Origin of the sequence: Ralstonia chuxiongensis (assembly GCF_024158925.1) — a bacterium.
Lineage (GTDB): Bacteria > Pseudomonadota > Gammaproteobacteria > Burkholderiales > Burkholderiaceae > Ralstonia > Ralstonia chuxiongensis.
Genome location: NZ_JAMYWC010000002.1, coordinates 841197 through 859312, shown reverse-complemented (window position 1 = coordinate 859312; position 18116 = coordinate 841197). Strand labels below are relative to the sequence as shown.

Below are 18116 nucleotides of genomic sequence, written 5' to 3'. Positions count from 1 at the left end.
TCGTTTTTGACGCTCTTTTTGTTGAGGACTCCTTCGTTACCTGCAGTCGGCAGGGGCGAATCGCCCATCCAACGTGGCCCCTGGGTTCGGCAGGGGCAAATCCCCCCGCGCAGTTGCGCCACTTGCGTAGCAATCCCAACGGATACTGCCAGTGGGTCGCGTGCTGCCCGTCTCTGTCCCTTCAAGGGCATCACTATTGGCCGTCGGCTTAAGAATCAGAGTGTTGGCACCTGCGGCTGCCACGTTCGCCCCATAGGCAATACTGATTTCGCCATTCTGCTGATTGATCGTGATGCCGGTTACGTTCTGTGTCGCTGCATTCCCTGCATCGTAGCCTCGATTCAGGACAGCACCGGCGATGGCATTCTCGGCTACAGCGGTCTTGGCTGCAGCCGCCAATGCGAGGCCCTCTGTTACACGCGAGCGCGCAACATAATCTTGGTACGCCGGCACCGCGACCGCCGCCAAGATGCCGACGATAGCAACCACGATCATCAGCTCAATGAGGGTGAAGCCTCGTTGCCACCGATATTTGTTTCGATACTGAACTCGCATAGATTCTCCACAATTTATGAATTCACTTCATTCGAAAACCGAAAGCGAAGCGAGATTAGTGGACAACCTTGCAAGATCGATATCCGACAACCAATTTTTACGAGTACACAATCAAAATCTTAAAAAGCAAATTTCACCTTAAATTCAGAAAATTTACATTGAACTCCCACTCAATCGGCGTTAGCAAGTAGCTTTTCAGATTTCAGGCTTGAACAAAATGTCTTTAAGCTGCTGAAATTGCGTTGACAAGTCTGACTCAGCAATAAGCTTTGCGCAGAAAAATCCGTCCAGTAGTGACTATGCAGACGTCGAATCTGAACGACGGCCTCCTCATTCTTACCTTCGAAGGCCAGCGCCAGCGCATACCGCTGGATGGTCGCGGATGCCGGGTAGAACTGCACCGCTTGTCGCTCAAGCTTCACCAGCAAGGGCGCAGTCTGCTCGTTGACGGATGCGTTCATAGCGACGACCAACGTTGCATAGGGCGCTAGCAACACGGGGCCGCCATCTAGGTGTCCCGCCGATGCGCTGCGCGCGCCTGGTACGAAATAGAGCCGTTCCACCGAGCGGTAGTCCGCCCACAAACGAACAAGAAGCACGCCCCCCAAGACGACGATCACACCCGAGAAAACCCACGCTATGGACGGGGAAGGAAACCGTAGCGTCTTGCTGTCGAGCAATCCCAGAACAAAGGCAAACGGAAACAGAAAGAACACGTAGTGAAGCGGGTACTCCAGCAATGAATGCACCACCATCACAGCAACAACAGCGCATAGAAATGCCACATCAGGAGACCGCAGTCGCTTGAGCAAACCAAGCGCCCACCAAGCAAGCGGAATCAATACCGCCAGCAAACCGGCCACGCCCACCTTTGCCAATAGATCCAGCACGATGTTGTGTGCATTCATCGACATCTCGACTGGGCCGACCGTGTCCGTTTGCACGTATTGATTCCATGCGTAATCGCCCCAGCCGCCGCCGAGCCAAGGATGCGAGAGGAAGATGTGCCAAGCATGCTTCCAAAGCAGCGGGCGCAGGCCGACGCCCTCCTGCATGCGCTGCCCCATGGACCCCGGCAAATCCAGATTCCAAGCGCCGTTGGCGAGTGCGACCACCGAGCCACAAGCCTGATACGTCAGCGCCAGCAGCACTACAGGGCCGCAGAGTGCAAGCAATCGGACCGACCATGCACGGCCCCGCGTTTCTGCGGCAAGCGGCATACCGGCCAACAGCCCAACCACCGCGATATGGATCCAAGTCACTCGCGAGAAGGTCAATGCCATGCCGAACAGCAAGGTGAGCACGGCAACCATTAGCAAGCCGAGCCACTTCCTGTGCCGATTCCCCAAGAAGAGACATGCCGCCAACCCGAACGCCAGATACGAGCCGACATGATTGGGTTGATTCAGATTGCCCCACATGCGCCGCGCGCCACCCGTGGGGGTCATCGAGAAAAATGCTTCGGGTAGATTTGGCACGCGGAACAATTGCAGCAACTCGATCGCCACGGTCAGCAAGCCTCCGACGGTGACGGCAACCGCAATGGCGTCTAACACGCCAGGCAGGTCGCGGCACCGTGCGCCTAACCCGCAGATGACGGCAGCCGCCAATAACGCCGCGATGGCTCCGGAAGAGAAGAACGGGTTCAGCGGCGGGGCAATCGCCAATTGCACAATCAACACTGCGACCAGGGCCAGCGGCGCAAGCGCGACTCTCGGCAGACCAATGGCTCGGCCCCATGTGGCACCCAATACCGCCACCCCTAGCGCGATCCAACAAGCGGCTGCCACCCACTCGGAATAGAACGTGGGGATTGGATAGGTATGCGGTGCGACCAAGAAAGGAATCACCCAGCATGACCCCAGGGCTAGCCAGGCTAGCAAATGCAAAACAGAGAATCGGCGCATCGGTGAGTAGGACGGGGGGAGTCGCTTGAAACGAAAAAAGCGCCCGAAGGCGCTTCCACTAGGCGAGCTAGTTTAGCTTAGGGACAGCTTCCCACTCCAGGGCTGGCGGGTGGAGAGATGCCATTTATTCAAAGCCGTCGATTGGCGCATAGCCCTTGACGGTGCCGTGTGCATCGAGCAACGCAATCCAGGTGTCCAGCTGCTTTTGGCTAACCAACGGGAGGTAGTAAAGCTGGTCGACTGGTAAGCCTGTTTTTTTGGCAGCGTCGTCAACGATGGCCCGCCCATTCGGTCCAACTTTGGACCGCAGCTCGCCAAGCTGTTTCATGCGTTGCTGCACAACCGGCCGGCTTTTTTCATAACTCTGCCACCAGCCGGGTCGAGCACTGGGCCCAATCCCTTGGATCGACATATCGATGCTTTTCAAGGTTTCGTTCCCATCTTTGGGAGCACGGGTGCCGACCAGCACGGGCCCCGTCCACGAGAGCGCGCGAAGCGCCGGTGAAGCCTGGGGCAAATCACCAACGTTGATTTCCGCAGCAGAAACTGTGACCAATCGATCAGCTTCAAACGCCACAACGACAGGACGGGCCAAGCTGACACTGTGCACGCCATACAGCAACGCGGCCAGCTGCACTGCGGCAACCATCGACAGATCCGATGTCAGCTCGCGATGGGATTTAGCCGGACTGAAAAGCACGCTCGTAAGCAACGGACCACAGACGACATCTACCCCAACAATGATCCAGAAGAGATGCTGACCGCCTGACAACGCGCGAAACGGATAGGGAAACCACACACCCAAGACAATTACAGCAACCCCGACCGCCACCAACACGCTCAAGCTGAGGTGAACGCTGGCCGCCTTGATGGCTGAGCGAATTCTTTTGTGACCGATCATCGTGGATTGCGAAATCTACGCCTTGCAATTTGCAACAAAAAAAAGGATTCCGTGTGACCGAAATCCCTTCTTCTGTGCCGGCAGACCCTTGTCTGCCGACCACTCATCTAACGTTTAAGCGCGGCATTCTGCAGGAGCATACTTCTGCAGCAGCGTTGCATTGTTCGGAGCAGCGCCAACCACGGCTTTACCTTGAGCATAGCAAGTCCAGGTGATAGCACTGGTCGGCGGCGTACCGGCCACAAGCAATGCATTGTTGGATTGCGGATACAGAATCAGCAGATTGTTGGCGGGGGGCACCAATGAAGCTTCGTAGGTGATCTCCATGTGGCCGTCTTGAGTCTGACCGTTAACAGCAGTCACGTTCTTCGTGAGCGGCGTACCTGCAACACCACCATTCAGGGAGCAAAGGCTCGGAGCGGCCGAGTTGCACGGTGCGGTACCGTTGGCAGCCGTCGGCATACCGGTGAAAAGACCGCCGGTAGCGGCAGCACTGCCGTTCGCCGCATTCTCGGCTACCAGCGCCTTTTGACCCGAAGCCAGAACCAAGCCTTCCGTCACTTTCGTACGAATCGTGTAGTCCTGATAAGCCGGCAGCGCGATAGCAGCCAGAATACCGATGATCGCAACCACGATCATCAGTTCGATCAGCGTGAAGCCCTTCTGGGCGTGCTTGTTAGTACGCATCGACATCTTAAGATCCCCCGGATTGTTTGGTTAAAGATGATGCGACGGATATAGAGCAGGGACCGTGCCAGGGGGAACTCGCCGCTATTGCGGGGGAAACTGACGTGATCCGCCGTCACCAAAGCCCAACCAATGACAGTTTTTGACACTGTATGACGATTTTGGTCCAATAAGTGCTTTTCGAAGCATTATTTGTGCTGGTGCTCTACAAACAACAAAGACGCCCTAGGGCGTCTTTGTTCATGGATTATCCACCGCGTCTTCTAGCGACACTCTGCGGGAGCGTACTGTGCGGGCAACGTAGCCGCCGTCACTGTTACGGTAGGGGCAGGAGGCGCCTTACCTAGAGCTGAGCAGTCCCACATGACCAAGCTGGGCGGCGCCATGCCCGCTTGAAGATTTGCAACCGACGCACCGCCACCTGAATACGGGGTCAACACCAATGTATATGCGTTGGGTCCGCTCACAACAGGCGAGTACGTAATGATGATCTCGCCATTGTTTGCGTTGACGCCCAGACTGTTCACGTTCTTGGTGGGCGAAATGGGGTTGAAGCCCATTGATAGAGTGGTCTGTGAGTTTGCGACATTATCGACCACCAACACCTTGGCTTGCTCGGCCATCACCAATCCCTCCGCCACGCGGGACCGAATCGTATAGTCCTGATACGCAGGCAGCGCAATCGCCGCCAGGATCCCAACAATCGCCACCACAATCATCAGCTCGATCAGCGTAAAGCCACCCGCCCGACGCCTCGTTCCTGTGCTGTGCTTGAAGCCCATGACCTCTCCCCAAAACGCATTTGTTATTGGGAAGCCACCCTGCAGGGACCATGCCAAGGCACGCAACGTATATCTGGGCAAAAACTGGCGCACTTTGGTGGGAATTCGGGCGCAAATCTGACCGTTCTTGACAGAATTTCGGACAGAACCCGTCATCACCTACTTTCGTGGGGAATCGTTCGAACTAGGCTTGGCGCAACGTTCGTCGGCTGAGCCACCAGCCCACACACACCACCAGCAGCGCCCCAACACACCCAACCACCACATCCGCATACGGCACCGCCCGCTCAAACCACGCCGCGTCAATCGGATCAGTGACGAGCATATCGCCGGCAAGGTATCCAAGCAGCGCCGCCCCGAGCGTAATGATCACCGGAAAGCGCGCCATGACCCCCACCAGCAGCGTGCTCCCGAACACGATCAACGGCACCGACAAACCAAGCCCCAGGACGAGCAGCAGAAACGTCGTGCCTGGTGGCCCTTTTTCCGCCGCGGCGGCCACGGCGACGACGTTATCGAGCGACATCACAAAGTCGGCGATGAGGATGGTCTGGATAGCAGGCCACAGGCCAACTCGCTGGCGGTGGTCTCCGGAGGCCTCGTTTTCAGCTTCCGTCAGCAGCTTCACGCCGATGTACACCAGCAGCAGCGCGCCAATCGTTTTTAGATAAGGCAGCGCAAGCAGTTTGACGGCCAGCACGGTCAACACCACGCGCAACACAATGGCGCCGGCGCTGCCCCAGAAAATGGCTTGCTTCTGCTGGCGTTTGGGCAGGTTGCGCGCGGCCAGCGCGATGACGACCGCGTTGTCGCCCGACAGCACGATGTTGGTCAGGGTGATGGAGCCGAGTGCGAACCAGAATGCGCTGGAGGTGAGCGCCATAGTGTTCTCGAAGATGTCCTTGGGGGTTGGCGTGCAGTGAGTCGGTTTGCAGGATCTTGTTTGCTTATACACATGTCGTGCCTGGATCGCATGCTGCGTCGCGACCAAACAAAAACGGGAGGCCAGGCCTCCCGTTCTCGCACAACCTCAAACCTTGTCGATTACAGCATCGCCTTGAGCAGACGTGCCATTTCCGACGGGTTCTTGGTGGTCTTGATGCCGCATTCTTCCATGATGTCCAGCTTCGCTTGCGCGGTGTCGGCACCACCCGAGATCAGCGCGCCGGCGTGGCCCATGCGCTTGCCCGGAGGTGCGGTCACGCCAGCGATGAAGCCAACCACCGGCTTCTTCATGTTGTCCTTGATCCAGTAAGCCGCGTTGGCTTCGTCCGGACCGCCGATCTCACCGATCATGACCACGGCGTCCGTTTCCGGATCGTCGTTGAACATCTTCATCACGTCGATGTGCTTCAGACCGTTGATCGGGTCGCCGCCGATACCGACAGCCGACGATTGACCCAGGCCCAGCGCGGTGAGCTGGCCCACGGCTTCGTACGTCAGCGTGCCCGAGCGCGACACCACGCCGATGCGGCCCTTGCGGTGGATGTGACCCGGCATGATGCCGATCTTGATTTCGTCCGGCGTGATCAGGCCCGGGCAGTTCGGACCCAGCAGCAGCGTCTTGCTGCCGGCCTTACGCATCTTGTCCTTGACCATCATCATGTCGCGCACGGGGATGCCTTCGGTGATGCAAACCACCAGGTCCAGCTCGGCTTCGACAGCTTCCCAGATGGCGTCAGCGGCGCCAGCGGGCGGCACGTAGATCACCGACACGGTCGCGCCGGTCTGTGCCTTGGCGTCCTTGACGCTCGCGTAGATGGGAATGCCTTCGAAGTCTTCGCCGGCCTTCTTCGGGTTCACGCCTGCCACGAAGGCGTTCTTGCCGTTGGCGTAGTCGCGGCAGCCGCGGGTGTGGAACTGGCCGGTTTTACCGGTAATCCCCTGGGTGATGACCTTGGTGTCTTTGTTGATCAGAATCGACATGCTGTAATCCTTTTATGCAGCGAGCCGCGCCGACGTACTCAGCAGCGGGCGCAACTCGCGTTCGCGTATGGTTGGGTCAGCGGGCGGCTTACTTGCCGGCCGCTGCGGCCACGACCTTCTCGGCGGCCTCTGCCATCGTGTCTGCGGCGATGATGGGCAGACCCGAGTCGGCCAGCATCTTCTTGCCGAGGTCTTCGTTGGTGCCCTTCATGCGCACGACCAGCGGCACCGACAGCGACACAGCCTTTGCTGCCGCGATCACGCCTTCGGCGATCACGTCGCAACGCATGATGCCGCCGAAGATGTTGACCAGAATGGCCTTCACGTCCGGGTTCTTGAGCATCAGCTTGAAGGCTTCGGTCACCTTCTCGGTGGTGGCACCGCCGCCCACGTCGAGGAAGTTGGCCGGCTCGCCGCCGAACAGCTTGATGGTGTCCATCGTGGCCATGGCCAGACCGGCGCCGTTCACCAGGCAGCCGATGTTGCCGTCGAGCGAGATGTAGGCGAGGTCGAACTTCGAGGCTTCGATTTCGGCCGGGTCTTCTTCATCCAGATCGCGATAGGCCACGATTTCCGGGTGACGGAACAGCGCGTTCGAGTCGAAGTTGAACTTGGCGTCCAGCGCGATGACCTTGCCGTCGCCGGTCAGGATCAGCGGGTTGATTTCAGCTTGCGAAGCGTCGGTTTCCCAGAATGCCTTGTACAGGCCCTGCAGGGCTTGGCGAGCTTGCGGCACGCTCGCGTCGGGCACGCCGATCTTGCGGGCGATATCGTCAGCCTGGGCGTCTTGCAGGCCGGTTTGCGGATCGATCAGCAGCGTGTGGATCTTTTCCGGGTGCGATTCGGCAACTTCTTCGATGTCCATGCCGCCTTCGCTAGAGGCCATCAGCGCGACCTGCTGCGACACACGGTCCACCACCAGCGACACGTACAGTTCCTTCTTGATGTCCGCGCCTTCTTCGATCAGCAGGCGCTTGACCAGCTTGCCTTCCGGACCGGTCTGGTGCGTCACCAGCGTCATGCCCAGGATGCTGCTGGCGTATTCCTTGACCTGCTCCATGCTCTTGGCAACCTTCACGCCGCCGCCCTTGCCACGGCCACCCGCATGAATCTGTGCCTTCACGACCCACACCGGGCCGCCCAGGGTTTCTGCGGCCTTGATAGCCTCGTCGACCGAGAAGGCCGGAATGCCGCGCGGAACCGGCACATTGTATTTGCGCAGGATTTCCTTGCCTTGGTACTCATGGATATTCATGCGTGTTTCCTTTGCTAGGCAGAGTGAGTGTGATGAGTATTGAAAACGCGAACAGCGCGGTGCCCTTCAGGACGAGGGCTCAGGCGACAGTTCGGTGGGTGGCGGTTGGATCTTGGCTTCGGGCTGGTATGCAAACCAGCGCGGGTAATGCTTGCGGACCACCTCGCCCTCAAGATGCAGGGCATGGCAGCCGTGGAGTTGATAAGGCGGCTTTTCGCCGGGCTCGACAGGCCGGAGGTCGTTCGAGTTATCTCGCACCGGGAAGACGTCGCCCGCGAAGGCCTGGATGGCGGCGGTCGGCAGCACACCACACAGCTCGGTCAGGTGCGTACAACCCGCCACGCCGCCGAGTCTCTCACGCGAGGCCTTTCGAAATCCCTTCACCAGGTTCAGGCCGATGAGCTGTCGGTAGGCAGGGCCAATCGTGTCGCAATGTGTGGGATACGGCACCCAGTCGGAACACGCTTCGGCATCCACGACGTTCATGCGGGTATCGATCGTCACGCGCAGCCACAGGTCATGCAGCGGCTGGCCCTCAGGGCGCACGCCGCCGCTGGCCAGGGGAATGTCACGTGGTTTGGTGTCGGTCAGGCGTGCTTCGATGTCCCACAGGCCGTCTTCCCGCAAATAGGCCTCCACCGTGATGGCACGGCGGTGGCGCATGACGCGCGGGACGGGAGCAGACAGAGGCATGGACCAGACAGACTGATAGGGCCGATGGAGGCGGCGCACGCGGATCTCGCGCGTCGCCCACGGGACATATGCAGCAGCGCATCAGCCGCCACACACGAACACTACCGTCCGGCAATTGAGATGAAGGACGGTACCAAAGACTCGAATTTTAACACGTCGTCACGACCAGACTGGTCGCGTGCTGCAACGCAGTGTGAAAGCGGTTGCAACAACCGGATGAGGTGCAAACGACGCGATCCGCACACAAGAGAATTGTTCGGCGCGAATTGTGGCGAGATCGGCGGCGTTCAAGCGGATTCGTCGCCATCTTCCAGCAGTTCATGCGCCCCTGCGATGATGCGCGACACCACGGAACGGGAGAATCCGCGCGCCATCATGTATCGCACCTGCTTGGCGCGTTCGGCCAGATCGGCCGGTGGGCGGCCGAAGCGCTTTTCCCACAAGGCCTTGGCCCGGGCCGCCTCGGTAGTTTGCAGTTGGGCCTTGACCTCGCCCAGCGTCTCTTCGCCAAGTTGATGTGTTTTCAACTCCTGCATCAGGCGCGCCGTACCGTAGCGGCCCGCTCGGCGGTGCACCATGCTTTCGGCAAAGCGCGCGTTGGATAGCCAGTTTTCGCCTTCCAGCCAATCCAGCAGCGCGTCGACCTCCTCGGCGGACTCGGCGTGCGGAACCAGCTTACGGCGCAATTCGACGCGGCTGTGCTCGCGGCGAGACAGATAGCCCAGCGCACGTGCCTTCAGCGATAACGGTGGGCGCGGCAACGGCATACGGTTTCAGGCTCAAAAAGAAAACGCCCACCGTTGGGGGACGGCAGGCGTATGAAGCTCGATAGAGCCGTCGATCTGCGCCGACGGCCAACCCAATTACTCTTCTCCGACTTCCTCGGCCACTGCGATGGCGCCCATCGGCGTCACGCCCAGTGCTTCGCGGACCTTGTTTTCGATGTCGCGGGCGAGGTCGGGGTTTTCGCGCAGGTATTCACGGCAGTTGTCACGGCCTTGGCCGATGCGCTCGCCGCCGTAGCTGTACCAGGCGCCGGACTTCTCAACGATCTTGGCTTCCACGCCGAGGTCGATGATTTCGCCTTCACGCGACACGCCCTGGCCGTACAGGATGTCGAAGATGGCTTCGCGGAACGGCGGCGCCACCTTGTTCTTGACGACCTTGACCTTGGTCTCGTTGCCGACCACCTCGTCGCCCTTCTTGATCGAGCCGATGCGGCGGATGTCCAGACGCACCGAAGCGTAGAACTTGAGTGCGTTACCACCCGTGGTGGTTTCCGGCGAGCCGAACATCACGCCGATCTTCATGCGGATCTGGTTGATGAAGATGACCATGCAGTTGGTCTTCTTGATGGTGCCGGTCAGCTTGCGCAGCGCCTGGCTCATCAGACGGGCCTGCAGGCCGGGCAACGCGTCGCCCATTTCGCCTTCAATTTCAGCCTTCGGCACCAGTGCCGCCACCGAGTCGATGACGATCAGATCAACCGAGCCCGACCGAACCAGCGCGTCGGCAATTTCCAGAGCTTGTTCACCCGTGTCCGGTTGGGAGATCAGCAGGTCCGGCACGCTCACGCCAATCTTGTCGGCATAAGTGACGTCTAGCGCATGTTCCGCATCGATGAAGGCGCAAGTGCCGCCCAGCTTCTGCATCTCGGCAACCACCTGCAGTGTCAGGGTAGTTTTACCCGACGATTCCGGACCGTAGATTTCCACTACGCGGCCGCGCGGCAAGCCACCAACGCCCAGCGCCACGTCCAACCCCAACGAACCTGTCGACACGACTTGGACCGGCTCGACCTCGGCGTCGCCCATCTTCATGATGGAGCCCTTGCCGAACTGCTTTTCGATCTGCGCGAGCGCGGCAGCCAGCGCCTTCTGCTTTTCTGCGCTCATTGCGGCTGCCTTCTTACCGTCTTCCATGGTCGTCCTTCGTGCAAATTGGTGTATAAATGGGCCGCAAGGGCTTGCGATTCCAGCGGTTGCCTGCAATAACGGGCCGCAGCGTGATTGCCCCGACACGACCCATTCCATGACTTTAGCGCCGCCAAGACTACAGCACCGCGAATTCGGAGTACTGTATAAAAAACCAGTGGTTTTGACAAGTCTCCAGAACATATGTCGCGCGAAAACAATGTAGCGGGCGGGATGGGCAAGACATCTTGCCCGGCATCGCGGGGAGACACGCATGCGCATCCTGATTGCCGAAGACGACGCCACGCTGGCTGACGGGCTCACACGCTCGCTACGCCAGGCGGGTTACGCCGTCGACCAAGCCTCCGATGGGGCAACTGCCGACGCGGCGCTGTCCGCGCAAACGGCCCAAACCTATGACCTGTTGATTCTCGACGTGGGCCTGCCGCGCATGTCGGGGCTGGAGGTCCTCAAACGACTGCGCTCGCGCGGGGCCATGCTGCCGGTGTTGATCCTGACCGCCGCAGACAGTGTGGAAGAACGCGTCAAGGGCCTGGATCTTGGCGCAGACGATTACATGGCCAAGCCGTTCGCGCTGTCTGAGCTGGAAGCGCGCGTGCGCGCGCTGGTGCGGCGGGGTACGGGCGGTGGCGCCACGCTTGTCCGCCATGGGCCGCTGGCGTTCGATCAGGTCGGGCGCATCGCCTATATCCATGATCAGGTGGTGGAACTGTCGGCACGCGAGATCGGGCTGCTGGAGATTCTGCTGGCGCGCGTCGGCCGCCTGGTGTCGAAAGAGCAACTGGTCGACCACCTGTGCGGCTGGGGCGAAGAAGTCAGCAACAACGCCATCGAGGTCTACATCCACCGGCTGCGCAAGAAGATCGAGGTGGAAGGCATTCGCATCGCCACCGTGCGCGGGCTGGGCTATTGCCTGGAACGCATGGCCACCCCGACGACAACCGCGACGGCTGCCCATGGGTGATCGGTTGGCCTGGCCGTGGCGTCGGCATCGCGCGTCGCTGCGTGAACGTGCCGACACGGCACCCGGAGCCGACGGCAGCGATGACGGCGGCGACCTCACCGACACCCTCCCCCACCTCGAAGACGACGCCACGCGGCCCGTCGCCCGATCCCTCTTCGGCGAAATTCTCGACTGGATGCTCGCGCCACTGCTCTTGCTGTGGCCGATGAGCATTGCGGTGACGTACCTGGTGGCCAAGTCGATTGCGAATGCGCCATACGACCGCGCGTTGGAATCGAGCGCGATCGTGCTCAGCCAGCAGCTGCGTGAGGTGAATGGGCGCGTGACGCTGCAACTGCCGATCTCGGCGCGCGAGATTTTGCGTGCCGACGAAACCGACAACATTTACTACCAGGTGCTTGGCACCAACGGCGAGTTTATCTCCGGGGACCGCGACCTGCCCCTGCCGCCCGAAGAAGACGCCAACGCCGGTGGCCTTGTGCAACTGCGCGACGACCACATCCACGGCGCAGAGATTCGCGTTGCCTATACGTTCGTGCAGCGACCGGGCTCCGGCGATAAACCCGCGCTGGTGCAGGTGGCGGAAACGCTCGACAAGCGCGCGCAACTCGCTAACGAAATCATCAAGGGCGTGATCCTGCCGCAGTTCGTGATCCTGCCGTTGGCGGTGATCCTGGTGTGGTTCGGGCTGACGCGTGGGCTGGCGCCGCTCAATGCGATTCAGGAGCGCATCCGCGCGCGTAACCCGGGCGACACCAGCCCCATCGACGAAGGCGCCGCGCCGCAGGAACTGACGCCGCTGGTGGCGTCGTTCAATGATCTGCTCGGGCGGCTGGAGCAGTCGGTGCATACGCAGAAGCGCTTCATTGCAGATGCCGCGCATCAGATGAAGACGCCACTGGCCGGGCTGCGCATGCAGGCGGAACTGGCCCAGCGCGAACAATCGCCCGATGAACTGCGTCGCACGCTCGCGCATATCGCCGACAGTTCGGATCGCACCGCGCACCTCGTCAAGCAGTTGCTCTCGCTGGCGCGCATGGAGAACATGGGCGCGACCGACGGTCTGGTGCCGCTGGATATCTGCGCGCTGTCACGCCAAGTAGTGGCCGAGTGGCTGCCCAAGGCTTGGGCCAAGCAGATCGACCTCGGCTTTGAGGAGCCTGGGCCGCCCGTCATGATTTCGGGCAACGCGACGATGCTCGCCGAGATGCTCAATAACCTGCTCGACAACGCGATCCGCTACACGCCCGACGGTGGACATGTCACCGTGCGCGTGACCACCGCGCCGTTCGAGCCGTTCGTCTTCATCGACGTGGATGACACTGGCTCCGGCATCCCCGTGGCCGAGCGCGAACGCGTGATGCAGCGCTTCTATCGCATTCTCGGCACGCAAGCCGAGGGCAGCGGGCTGGGCCTGGCCATCGTGCGCGAGATCGTGCAGCAGCACGGCGGCGACATCGAGGTACTCGACAACGTGTATCAGGCATCGCCGCGGCTGGCAGGGGCGCGCTTTCGCATCACGTTGCACCTCTGCCCCCGGGGCGAGGAAACCAACGCATGAGCATTACGCCCGGAACCCCGGCGCGCCGCCGGTGGATTACCAACATGCGCTGGATCGCGGCGCTGCTCGCGGTGTGGTTTGTGGTGACGTTCGTGGTCGCGTTCTTTGCGCGTGACCTGTCGACGCACTTTTTCAACTCGGACTGGACGTTCGCCTACTGGGTCGGCGCGCAGGGTGCGCCTATCGTGTATGTGCTGATTACTGTGCTCTATGCGTGGCGCACCAACCGCGCTGCGGATGCGGCGGCGCAAGAAGACGAAACGGCGCAGCGCGATGCGTCGGAGTCATCCCCTCCGCCATCCATCTGAAACCCGCACGTTATGCGGCACCCAGATGGCGCAGCTTCACGAAGGCCAACGCGGCCATTACCGCGTCATTAAGCGCATCGTGCGCGTCCCATGTCGGCAAATCCAATCCCTTCATGACAGTGGCGAAGCGCAGGTCCAGATCGGGGTCGCCCTGTTGCCGATACGGCGGTAGCTGCCGGAACTGATAGTCGTAATACAAGGCGGAGACTTCAATCTTGGTCTGCGGCAAGCCGATGCCGAGCATAGGCACCACCACCCGATTGAGCATCGCCACATCGAACTCAAGGTAGTAACCCACCAATGGCCGGCTGCCGATGAAGTGCAGCAGTGCGTGAACGGCTTGCTCGATTGGTACGCCGCTGTCCAGGTCGCGGTTGCGCAGACGATGCACGCGGATGCTGTCTGCGTGCATCTCGCCCCGTGGCCGGATCAGCAACTCCAGGCGCTCGCTGGTCAGAATCCGATTGCCAGCGATACGGACGGCACCGATGGAGATGATCTCGTCGGTGCGCACGTTCAAGCCGGTGGTCTCGCAATCGAGCGCGACCCACTCATCTGGTGGCGGGGCCTCGAACAGGAAGCGAAACGCCGGATCGCGCAACTTGTGCAACTGGCGCCACCTTAGCAGTGCCTGCAGCCAGTCGGAGAGCCGTCCGTTCATGACCGCTCGCTCATGTTCACATCCACTCGGTCCGCCAGCGCTGCCGCAGCAGCGCCTTGAATCGCTTGACGGCGCTCAGCGCATCCTTGAGCAGATCGCGCTCCAGTGACGACAGGCGTGACAGATGCACGTCACACGACACCGGTTGATGCGCATCGATTTCCGCCAGCCCGGCCTTGAGCCGCAGCGTCATCAGGAAATGCAGGCTCTCACTCAACTCGGCAGCCATGTGTGCGTCGAGAGCCTCGGCGCGCACCAGTGCATCCAGGCGCAGCACAGTGCCGGTCTCGTCGAGTACGCGGTGGGCCAGCGCCAAGCTGCGCACTCCATGGACAATCGGGAAGATGCCCTCCTTCTTCACGTCGAGCACGGGATCGGAATCGCCAAACCCGAGCAGGCGATCGCGCCAACCCGGCGCGGCACTGAAGGCTTCAACGGCAGCGGCAAAGCGGCCAAGTACGGCGTCATTGTCGATGGTCAGCTCCAGCAACGTCCGCCGCAGTTGTTTGAGCAAGGCGGCATCGCCGCACACCGCATGGGCATCGAAGAAGATTGCCAGATGCATCAAGCCCTCGGGGCTGGGCAGGATCAGCCATTCGCGAATGCGCCGCGCGAAGTCGCTCGCATTCATGCACCACTCGGGCCGGCTGAGCATGATGCCGCCGGGGCAAGGCGGGTAGCCGAACGCGGCTAGCGCATCGGAGAAGCGCGTGACGATGCGCTGCAGATCCGCGGGAGGCACGTAACCATCGCGCAGCACCAGCGCATTGTCCTGATCGGTCTTGAGCAACTGCTCGCCACGCCCCTCGCTGCCCATGACGAACAGGCAACTGTTTGCCACCAGTTCCGGGGGCGCGATCATCTGCCAGGCCCGTTCAAACAGCCGCGCGTTGATTTCGCGCACGAGGCTGGCGACGTGGTCAACGCGCGAGCCGCCACGCGTGAGCAGCGCGACCATCCGCGTGATCTGCGCAGCCACCTGCGCGAGGGCGTCCAAGTCCTGGGCTAGGTTGATCTGCACCGTCAGCAGATACGAGTGGTTGGCCAGAAAGCTGAACACATCCAGTGATTCCAGCAAACCGAGAATCTCATCTCCGTGCGTGACGACCAGTCGGTGCACACGATGGCGCAGCATCAGCGTCAGGGCGTCGCCGATCTGCGCGGAGGCTGGCACCGTGATGAGCGAGAACTGGCTCATCTGCCCCACCGGCAGACGATCCAGCGGTGTGCCTTGCAGGACGGCGCGCTGCAAGGAGCTACGCGTGAAGATGCCCACGCGCGGCGGGCTGCTGGTGCCGTCGCGCACGAGCACGTTCGAGGTGTTATGGGCTTGGAACAGCTTGACCACGGAAACCACGTCCGTGTCGGCATCCACAAAATGGGCGGGCCGGATGAAGGCATCGCTCACGCGAGAGACGGCCAGCGACTGCATCGTCTCCATGCTCTGCCGCTGTGCAATGGCGCTGAGCTTGCTGCCGAGATCGGAAAAAAGCAGTGCACCGAAAGTGGCGTTGGCGGCAATGAGGTCACGCACCGCCTGACGTGCCACCTGATAGGCCACCACTTCTTCAGCAGCAACGAAGCGGCTGCTTGCCTTGCCGGCTACCAGCGCCCGGCCGTCAAAGCAATCATCGGGGCCATAGGTGGCAATCAGCTCGTCGCCGTCGTACTGGGCGACGTGACCTTTGATGATCAGGAACAGGTGCAGCGGCGCGGCACCCGTATCGAGGATGGTCTGCCCTTCCGGGTAATAGCCGATGTCGACGGCATCGCGCACCAGGCGCTGCTCGTCCTGATTGAGGCAATCGAACGGCCAGACGGCGAAGTTGAAAGCGCTGGGCATGGTTGCCTTGAAGGCGGGCGATGCAATCGCGTCACCCGCCTCCCATCAGCGTGGCGAATTGCCGATCAGTGACCCGACGCGCCAGCCGCGCCGAGGCCCGTTTCCGAGCGAACCTGCTGTGCGGCAAACGACGCCTTCTCGTTCTTGGCGCGAACGCTGCTGTCCAGCACCGAGAACAGCCACACGCCCACGAAGCCGATCGTCATCGAGAACAGCGCGGGCGACGTGTACGGGAACCACGCCGAGCCCTTCGGATAACCGAGCGTGGCTTCCCACACCGACGGCGAAACGATCGTCAGACCCACCGACGAGATCAGCCCCAGGAACCCGCCAATGACCGCACCGCGGGTGGTGCAGCCCTTCCACAGCATCGAGAGGAACAACACCGGGAAGTTGGCAGACGCCGCCACCGCAAACGCCAGCGACACCATGAACGCGATGTTCTGCTTCTCGAAAGCGATGCCGAGCAACACGGCAATCACGCCGAGCACCAGCGTGGTGATGCGCGACACCTTGAGTTCATCTGCGCTGTTGGCCTTGCCGTTCTTGAAGACCGTGGCGTAGAGGTCATGCGACACCGCCGAGGCACCGGACAGCGTGAGCCCCGCCACCACCGCCAGAATCGTGGCAAAGGCCACGGCCGAGATGAAGCCGTAGAACACATCGCCGCCGACCGTCTTGGCCACCAGCACGGCTGCCATGTTGGCCGTGCCCGCGCCGCCCTTGATGATGCCCTTGGCCACGTCGGACAGCTCAGGGTTCGTCAACACCAGCGTGATCGCACCAAAGCCGATGATGAAGATCAGGATGTAGAAGTAGCCGATCCAGGTGGTTGCCCAGAAGACCGATTTGCGTGCTTCCTTGGCATCGGGCACCGTGAAGAAACGCATCAGAATGTGCGGCAGACCAGCGGTGCCAAACATCAGCGCCATACCGAACGAGATAGCCGAGATCGGATCCTTGATGAAGCCGCCCGGCGCCATCACAGACAGACCGATCTTGGCAGCCTCATCGGGCGATTTGCCAGCATTGGCTGCAATGGCGGTCTTGACCTGCACGGCCTTGGCGAACAGCGCTTCAAAGCTGAAGCCGTACTGCGCCATCACCATGATCGCCATGAAGGTCACGCCGGCCAGCAGCATGCACGCCTTGATGATCTGCACCCAGGTGGTTGCGGTCATACCGCCGAAGAGCACATAGACCATCATCAACGCGCCGACGATGACCACCGCGATCCAGTAATCCAGCCCGAACAGCAGCTTGATGAGCTGGCCTGCACCGACCATCTGAGCGATCAGGTAGAACGCCACCACCACCAGCGTGCCAACTGCGGCAAAGCTGCGGATGGGGCCTTGCTCAAACCGGTAGCCCGCCACGTCTGCAAAGGTGAATTTGCCGAGGTTGCGCAGCCGCTCGGCCATCAGGAACGTGATGATCGGCCAGCCGACCAGAAAACCGATCGAATAGATCAGGCCGTCGTAGCCGGAGGTCATCACGGCCGCCGAGATGCCCAGGAAGGACGCTGCCGACATGTAGTCGCCCGAGATGGCCAGGCCATTCTGGAAACCGGTGATACCGCCGCCCGCCGTATAGAAGTCTGCCGCGGAGCGCGTACGCTTGGCAGCCCACTTCGTAATCCACAGCGTGCCGGCCACGAACACGGCGAACAGCACGATGGCCGTGGTGTTGGTTTCCTGCTTGGCGGTCTGTCCGACATCGCCGCCGGCAGCCAGAGCTGCTCCGCAGGCGCCAGCGGCCAGTAGCGCCACCAGCAGGATCGAAAGCATCTTTTTCATTTGGCGACGTCCTTCAGGATGTCCTGCGTCAGTTGGTCGTATTCGCTGTTGGCCCGGCGCACGTAGATGCCGGTAATGACGACCGTGAAGATGATGACCGCCATACCGACGGGCACGCCTACGCTCGTCACACCTGTACCCACCGGCTTGGCGAGAAACGCCTTATCGAACGCGATCAGCGCGATGTAACCGTAGTACACAGCAAGCATCAGCACTGTCAGAACGATTCCGAGCTTGTTGCGCCGCTGCTTGAGCTGCGCATATTTCGGATGCGCCTCAATTTTTCCTACCAATCCATCCTGCATCGCCTGTCTCCTGGTTTGCTTTTGGAATGTGTGCGGCG

Annotated in this window: 18 protein-coding genes; 3 read left to right on the top strand and 15 right to left on the bottom strand. The window is 61.0% G+C overall.

The window, feature by feature from the left end:
* Window positions 1-36: 36 nt before the first annotated feature.
* The 11 genes from NKG59_RS08685 to recA form a co-directional block, all read right to left on the bottom strand.
* Window positions 37-555, bottom strand: a complete 519-nt coding sequence (locus NKG59_RS08685) for a pilin (RefSeq protein ID WP_301288086.1) — start codon at window positions 553-555, stop codon at window positions 37-39.
* 170 nt (window positions 556-725) lie between these two features.
* The gene (locus NKG59_RS08675; protein WP_253536389.1) at window positions 726-2462 is read right to left on the bottom strand and encodes a PglL family O-oligosaccharyltransferase; all 1737 of its coding nucleotides are present in this window, start codon (window positions 2460-2462) and stop codon (window positions 726-728) included.
* A 124-nt stretch (window positions 2463-2586) separates the two neighbouring features.
* Window positions 2587-3363, bottom strand: coding sequence for a hypothetical protein (locus NKG59_RS08670; RefSeq protein WP_253536388.1), 777 nt, complete (start codon window positions 3361-3363; stop codon window positions 2587-2589).
* A gap of 114 nt (window positions 3364-3477) precedes the next feature.
* Window positions 3478-4050, bottom strand: a complete 573-nt coding sequence (locus NKG59_RS08665; protein WP_253536479.1) for a pilin — start codon at window positions 4048-4050, stop codon at window positions 3478-3480.
* Between the two features lie 263 nt (window positions 4051-4313).
* Window positions 4314-4832 (bottom strand): pilin, encoded by a 519-nt coding sequence (locus tag NKG59_RS08660; RefSeq protein WP_253536387.1) that lies wholly within the window; start codon window positions 4830-4832, stop codon window positions 4314-4316.
* A gap of 184 nt (window positions 4833-5016) precedes the next feature.
* On the bottom strand, window positions 5017-5715 hold the full coding sequence (locus NKG59_RS08655) for a TerC family protein (RefSeq protein ID WP_253536386.1): 699 nt from the start codon (window positions 5713-5715) through the stop codon (window positions 5017-5019).
* Between the two features lie 161 nt (window positions 5716-5876).
* Entirely contained in the window at window positions 5877-6758 is an 882-nt protein-coding gene (sucD, locus tag NKG59_RS08650; RefSeq protein ID WP_039600709.1) for a succinate--CoA ligase subunit alpha, read from the bottom strand.
* 88 nt (window positions 6759-6846) lie between these two features.
* Window positions 6847-8013 (bottom strand): ADP-forming succinate--CoA ligase subunit beta, encoded by a 1167-nt coding sequence (gene sucC, locus NKG59_RS08645; protein ID WP_253536385.1) that lies wholly within the window; start codon window positions 8011-8013, stop codon window positions 6847-6849.
* 66 nt (window positions 8014-8079) lie between these two features.
* Window positions 8080-8706, bottom strand: a complete 627-nt coding sequence (locus tag NKG59_RS08640) for a DUF2889 domain-containing protein (RefSeq protein ID WP_253536384.1) — start codon at window positions 8704-8706, stop codon at window positions 8080-8082.
* Between the two features lie 287 nt (window positions 8707-8993).
* On the bottom strand, window positions 8994-9473 hold the full coding sequence (gene recX, locus NKG59_RS08635) for a recombination regulator RecX (RefSeq protein ID WP_253536383.1): 480 nt from the start codon (window positions 9471-9473) through the stop codon (window positions 8994-8996).
* Window positions 9474-9569: 96 nt separating this feature from the next.
* The gene (gene recA / locus NKG59_RS08630; RefSeq protein ID WP_045203689.1) at window positions 9570-10628 is read right to left on the bottom strand and encodes a recombinase RecA; all 1059 of its coding nucleotides are present in this window, start codon (window positions 10626-10628) and stop codon (window positions 9570-9572) included.
* 265 nt (window positions 10629-10893) lie between these two features.
* Here recA and NKG59_RS08625 point away from each other — a divergent pair, with 265 nt between their 5' ends.
* The 3 genes from NKG59_RS08625 to NKG59_RS08615 are packed head-to-tail and all read left to right on the top strand — an operon-like array spanning window position 10894 to window position 13473.
* Complete coding sequence (locus tag NKG59_RS08625) at window positions 10894-11604, top strand: response regulator (protein ID WP_024976564.1); 711 nt, start codon at window positions 10894-10896, stop codon at window positions 11602-11604.
* Window positions 11597-13165, top strand: a complete 1569-nt coding sequence (locus tag NKG59_RS08620; RefSeq protein ID WP_253536382.1) for a sensor histidine kinase — start codon at window positions 11597-11599, stop codon at window positions 13163-13165. Before NKG59_RS08625 ends, NKG59_RS08620 begins: the two co-directional genes overlap by 8 nt.
* Window positions 13162-13473, top strand: a complete 312-nt coding sequence (locus NKG59_RS08615; protein ID WP_253536381.1) for a sodium/substrate symporter small subunit — start codon at window positions 13162-13164, stop codon at window positions 13471-13473. Before NKG59_RS08620 ends, NKG59_RS08615 begins: the two co-directional genes overlap by 4 nt.
* A 10-nt stretch (window positions 13474-13483) precedes the next feature.
* On the opposite strand, the gene NKG59_RS08610 is transcribed toward NKG59_RS08615, so the two are convergent.
* From NKG59_RS08610 to NKG59_RS08595, 4 genes are all read right to left on the bottom strand, one after another.
* Window positions 13484-14134 carry a 3'-5' exonuclease gene (locus NKG59_RS08610; protein ID WP_253536380.1) on the bottom strand — a complete coding sequence of 217 codons (651 nt, stop codon included), beginning with the start codon at window positions 14132-14134 and terminating at the stop codon, window positions 13484-13486.
* 16 nt (window positions 14135-14150) lie between these two features.
* On the bottom strand, window positions 14151-15977 hold the full coding sequence (locus NKG59_RS08605) for a DUF294 nucleotidyltransferase-like domain-containing protein (RefSeq protein WP_253536379.1): 1827 nt from the start codon (window positions 15975-15977) through the stop codon (window positions 14151-14153).
* A gap of 65 nt (window positions 15978-16042) precedes the next feature.
* On the bottom strand, window positions 16043-17773 hold the full coding sequence (locus tag NKG59_RS08600) for a cation acetate symporter (protein ID WP_045203694.1): 1731 nt from the start codon (window positions 17771-17773) through the stop codon (window positions 16043-16045).
* Entirely contained in the window at window positions 17770-18078 is a 309-nt protein-coding gene (locus tag NKG59_RS08595) for a DUF485 domain-containing protein (protein WP_045203695.1), read from the bottom strand. The genes NKG59_RS08600 and NKG59_RS08595 overlap by 4 nt, the downstream gene beginning before the upstream one ends.
* Between the last annotated feature and the right edge of the window lie 38 nt (window positions 18079-18116).

Coding starts and splice junctions, on each gene's coding strand:
- NKG59_RS08675 (WP_253536389.1), bottom strand. CDS start 2,462: ATGCGCCGATTCTCTGTTTTGCATTTGCTAGCCTGGCTAGCCCTGGGG.
- NKG59_RS08660 (WP_253536387.1), bottom strand. CDS start 4,832: ATGGGCTTCAAGCACAGCACAGGAACGAGGCGTCGGGCGGGTGGCTTT.
- NKG59_RS08670 (WP_253536388.1), bottom strand. CDS start 3,363: ATGATCGGTCACAAAAGAATTCGCTCAGCCATCAAGGCGGCCAGCGTT.
- NKG59_RS08615 (WP_253536381.1), top strand. CDS start 13,162: ATGAGCATTACGCCCGGAACCCCGGCGCGCCGCCGGTGGATTACCAAC.
- NKG59_RS08655 (WP_253536386.1), bottom strand. CDS start 5,715: ATGGCGCTCACCTCCAGCGCATTCTGGTTCGCACTCGGCTCCATCACC.
- NKG59_RS08600 (WP_045203694.1), bottom strand. CDS start 17,773: ATGAAAAAGATGCTTTCGATCCTGCTGGTGGCGCTACTGGCCGCTGGC.
- NKG59_RS08640 (WP_253536384.1), bottom strand. CDS start 8,706: ATGCCTCTGTCTGCTCCCGTCCCGCGCGTCATGCGCCACCGCCGTGCC.
- recX (WP_253536383.1), bottom strand. CDS start 9,473: ATGCCGTTGCCGCGCCCACCGTTATCGCTGAAGGCACGTGCGCTGGGC.
- NKG59_RS08625 (WP_024976564.1), top strand. CDS start 10,894: ATGCGCATCCTGATTGCCGAAGACGACGCCACGCTGGCTGACGGGCTC.
- NKG59_RS08595 (WP_045203695.1), bottom strand. CDS start 18,078: ATGCAGGATGGATTGGTAGGAAAAATTGAGGCGCATCCGAAATATGCG.
- NKG59_RS08620 (WP_253536382.1), top strand. CDS start 11,597: ATGGGTGATCGGTTGGCCTGGCCGTGGCGTCGGCATCGCGCGTCGCTG.
- recA (WP_045203689.1), bottom strand. CDS start 10,628: ATGGAAGACGGTAAGAAGGCAGCCGCAATGAGCGCAGAAAAGCAGAAG.
- NKG59_RS08605 (WP_253536379.1), bottom strand. CDS start 15,977: ATGCCCAGCGCTTTCAACTTCGCCGTCTGGCCGTTCGATTGCCTCAAT.
- NKG59_RS08685 (WP_301288086.1), bottom strand. CDS start 555: ATGCGAGTTCAGTATCGAAACAAATATCGGTGGCAACGAGGCTTCACC.
- sucC (WP_253536385.1), bottom strand. CDS start 8,013: ATGAATATCCATGAGTACCAAGGCAAGGAAATCCTGCGCAAATACAAT.
- NKG59_RS08610 (WP_253536380.1), bottom strand. CDS start 14,134: ATGAACGGACGGCTCTCCGACTGGCTGCAGGCACTGCTAAGGTGGCGC.
- NKG59_RS08665 (WP_253536479.1), bottom strand. CDS start 4,050: ATGCGTACTAACAAGCACGCCCAGAAGGGCTTCACGCTGATCGAACTG.
- sucD (WP_039600709.1), bottom strand. CDS start 6,758: ATGTCGATTCTGATCAACAAAGACACCAAGGTCATCACCCAGGGGATT.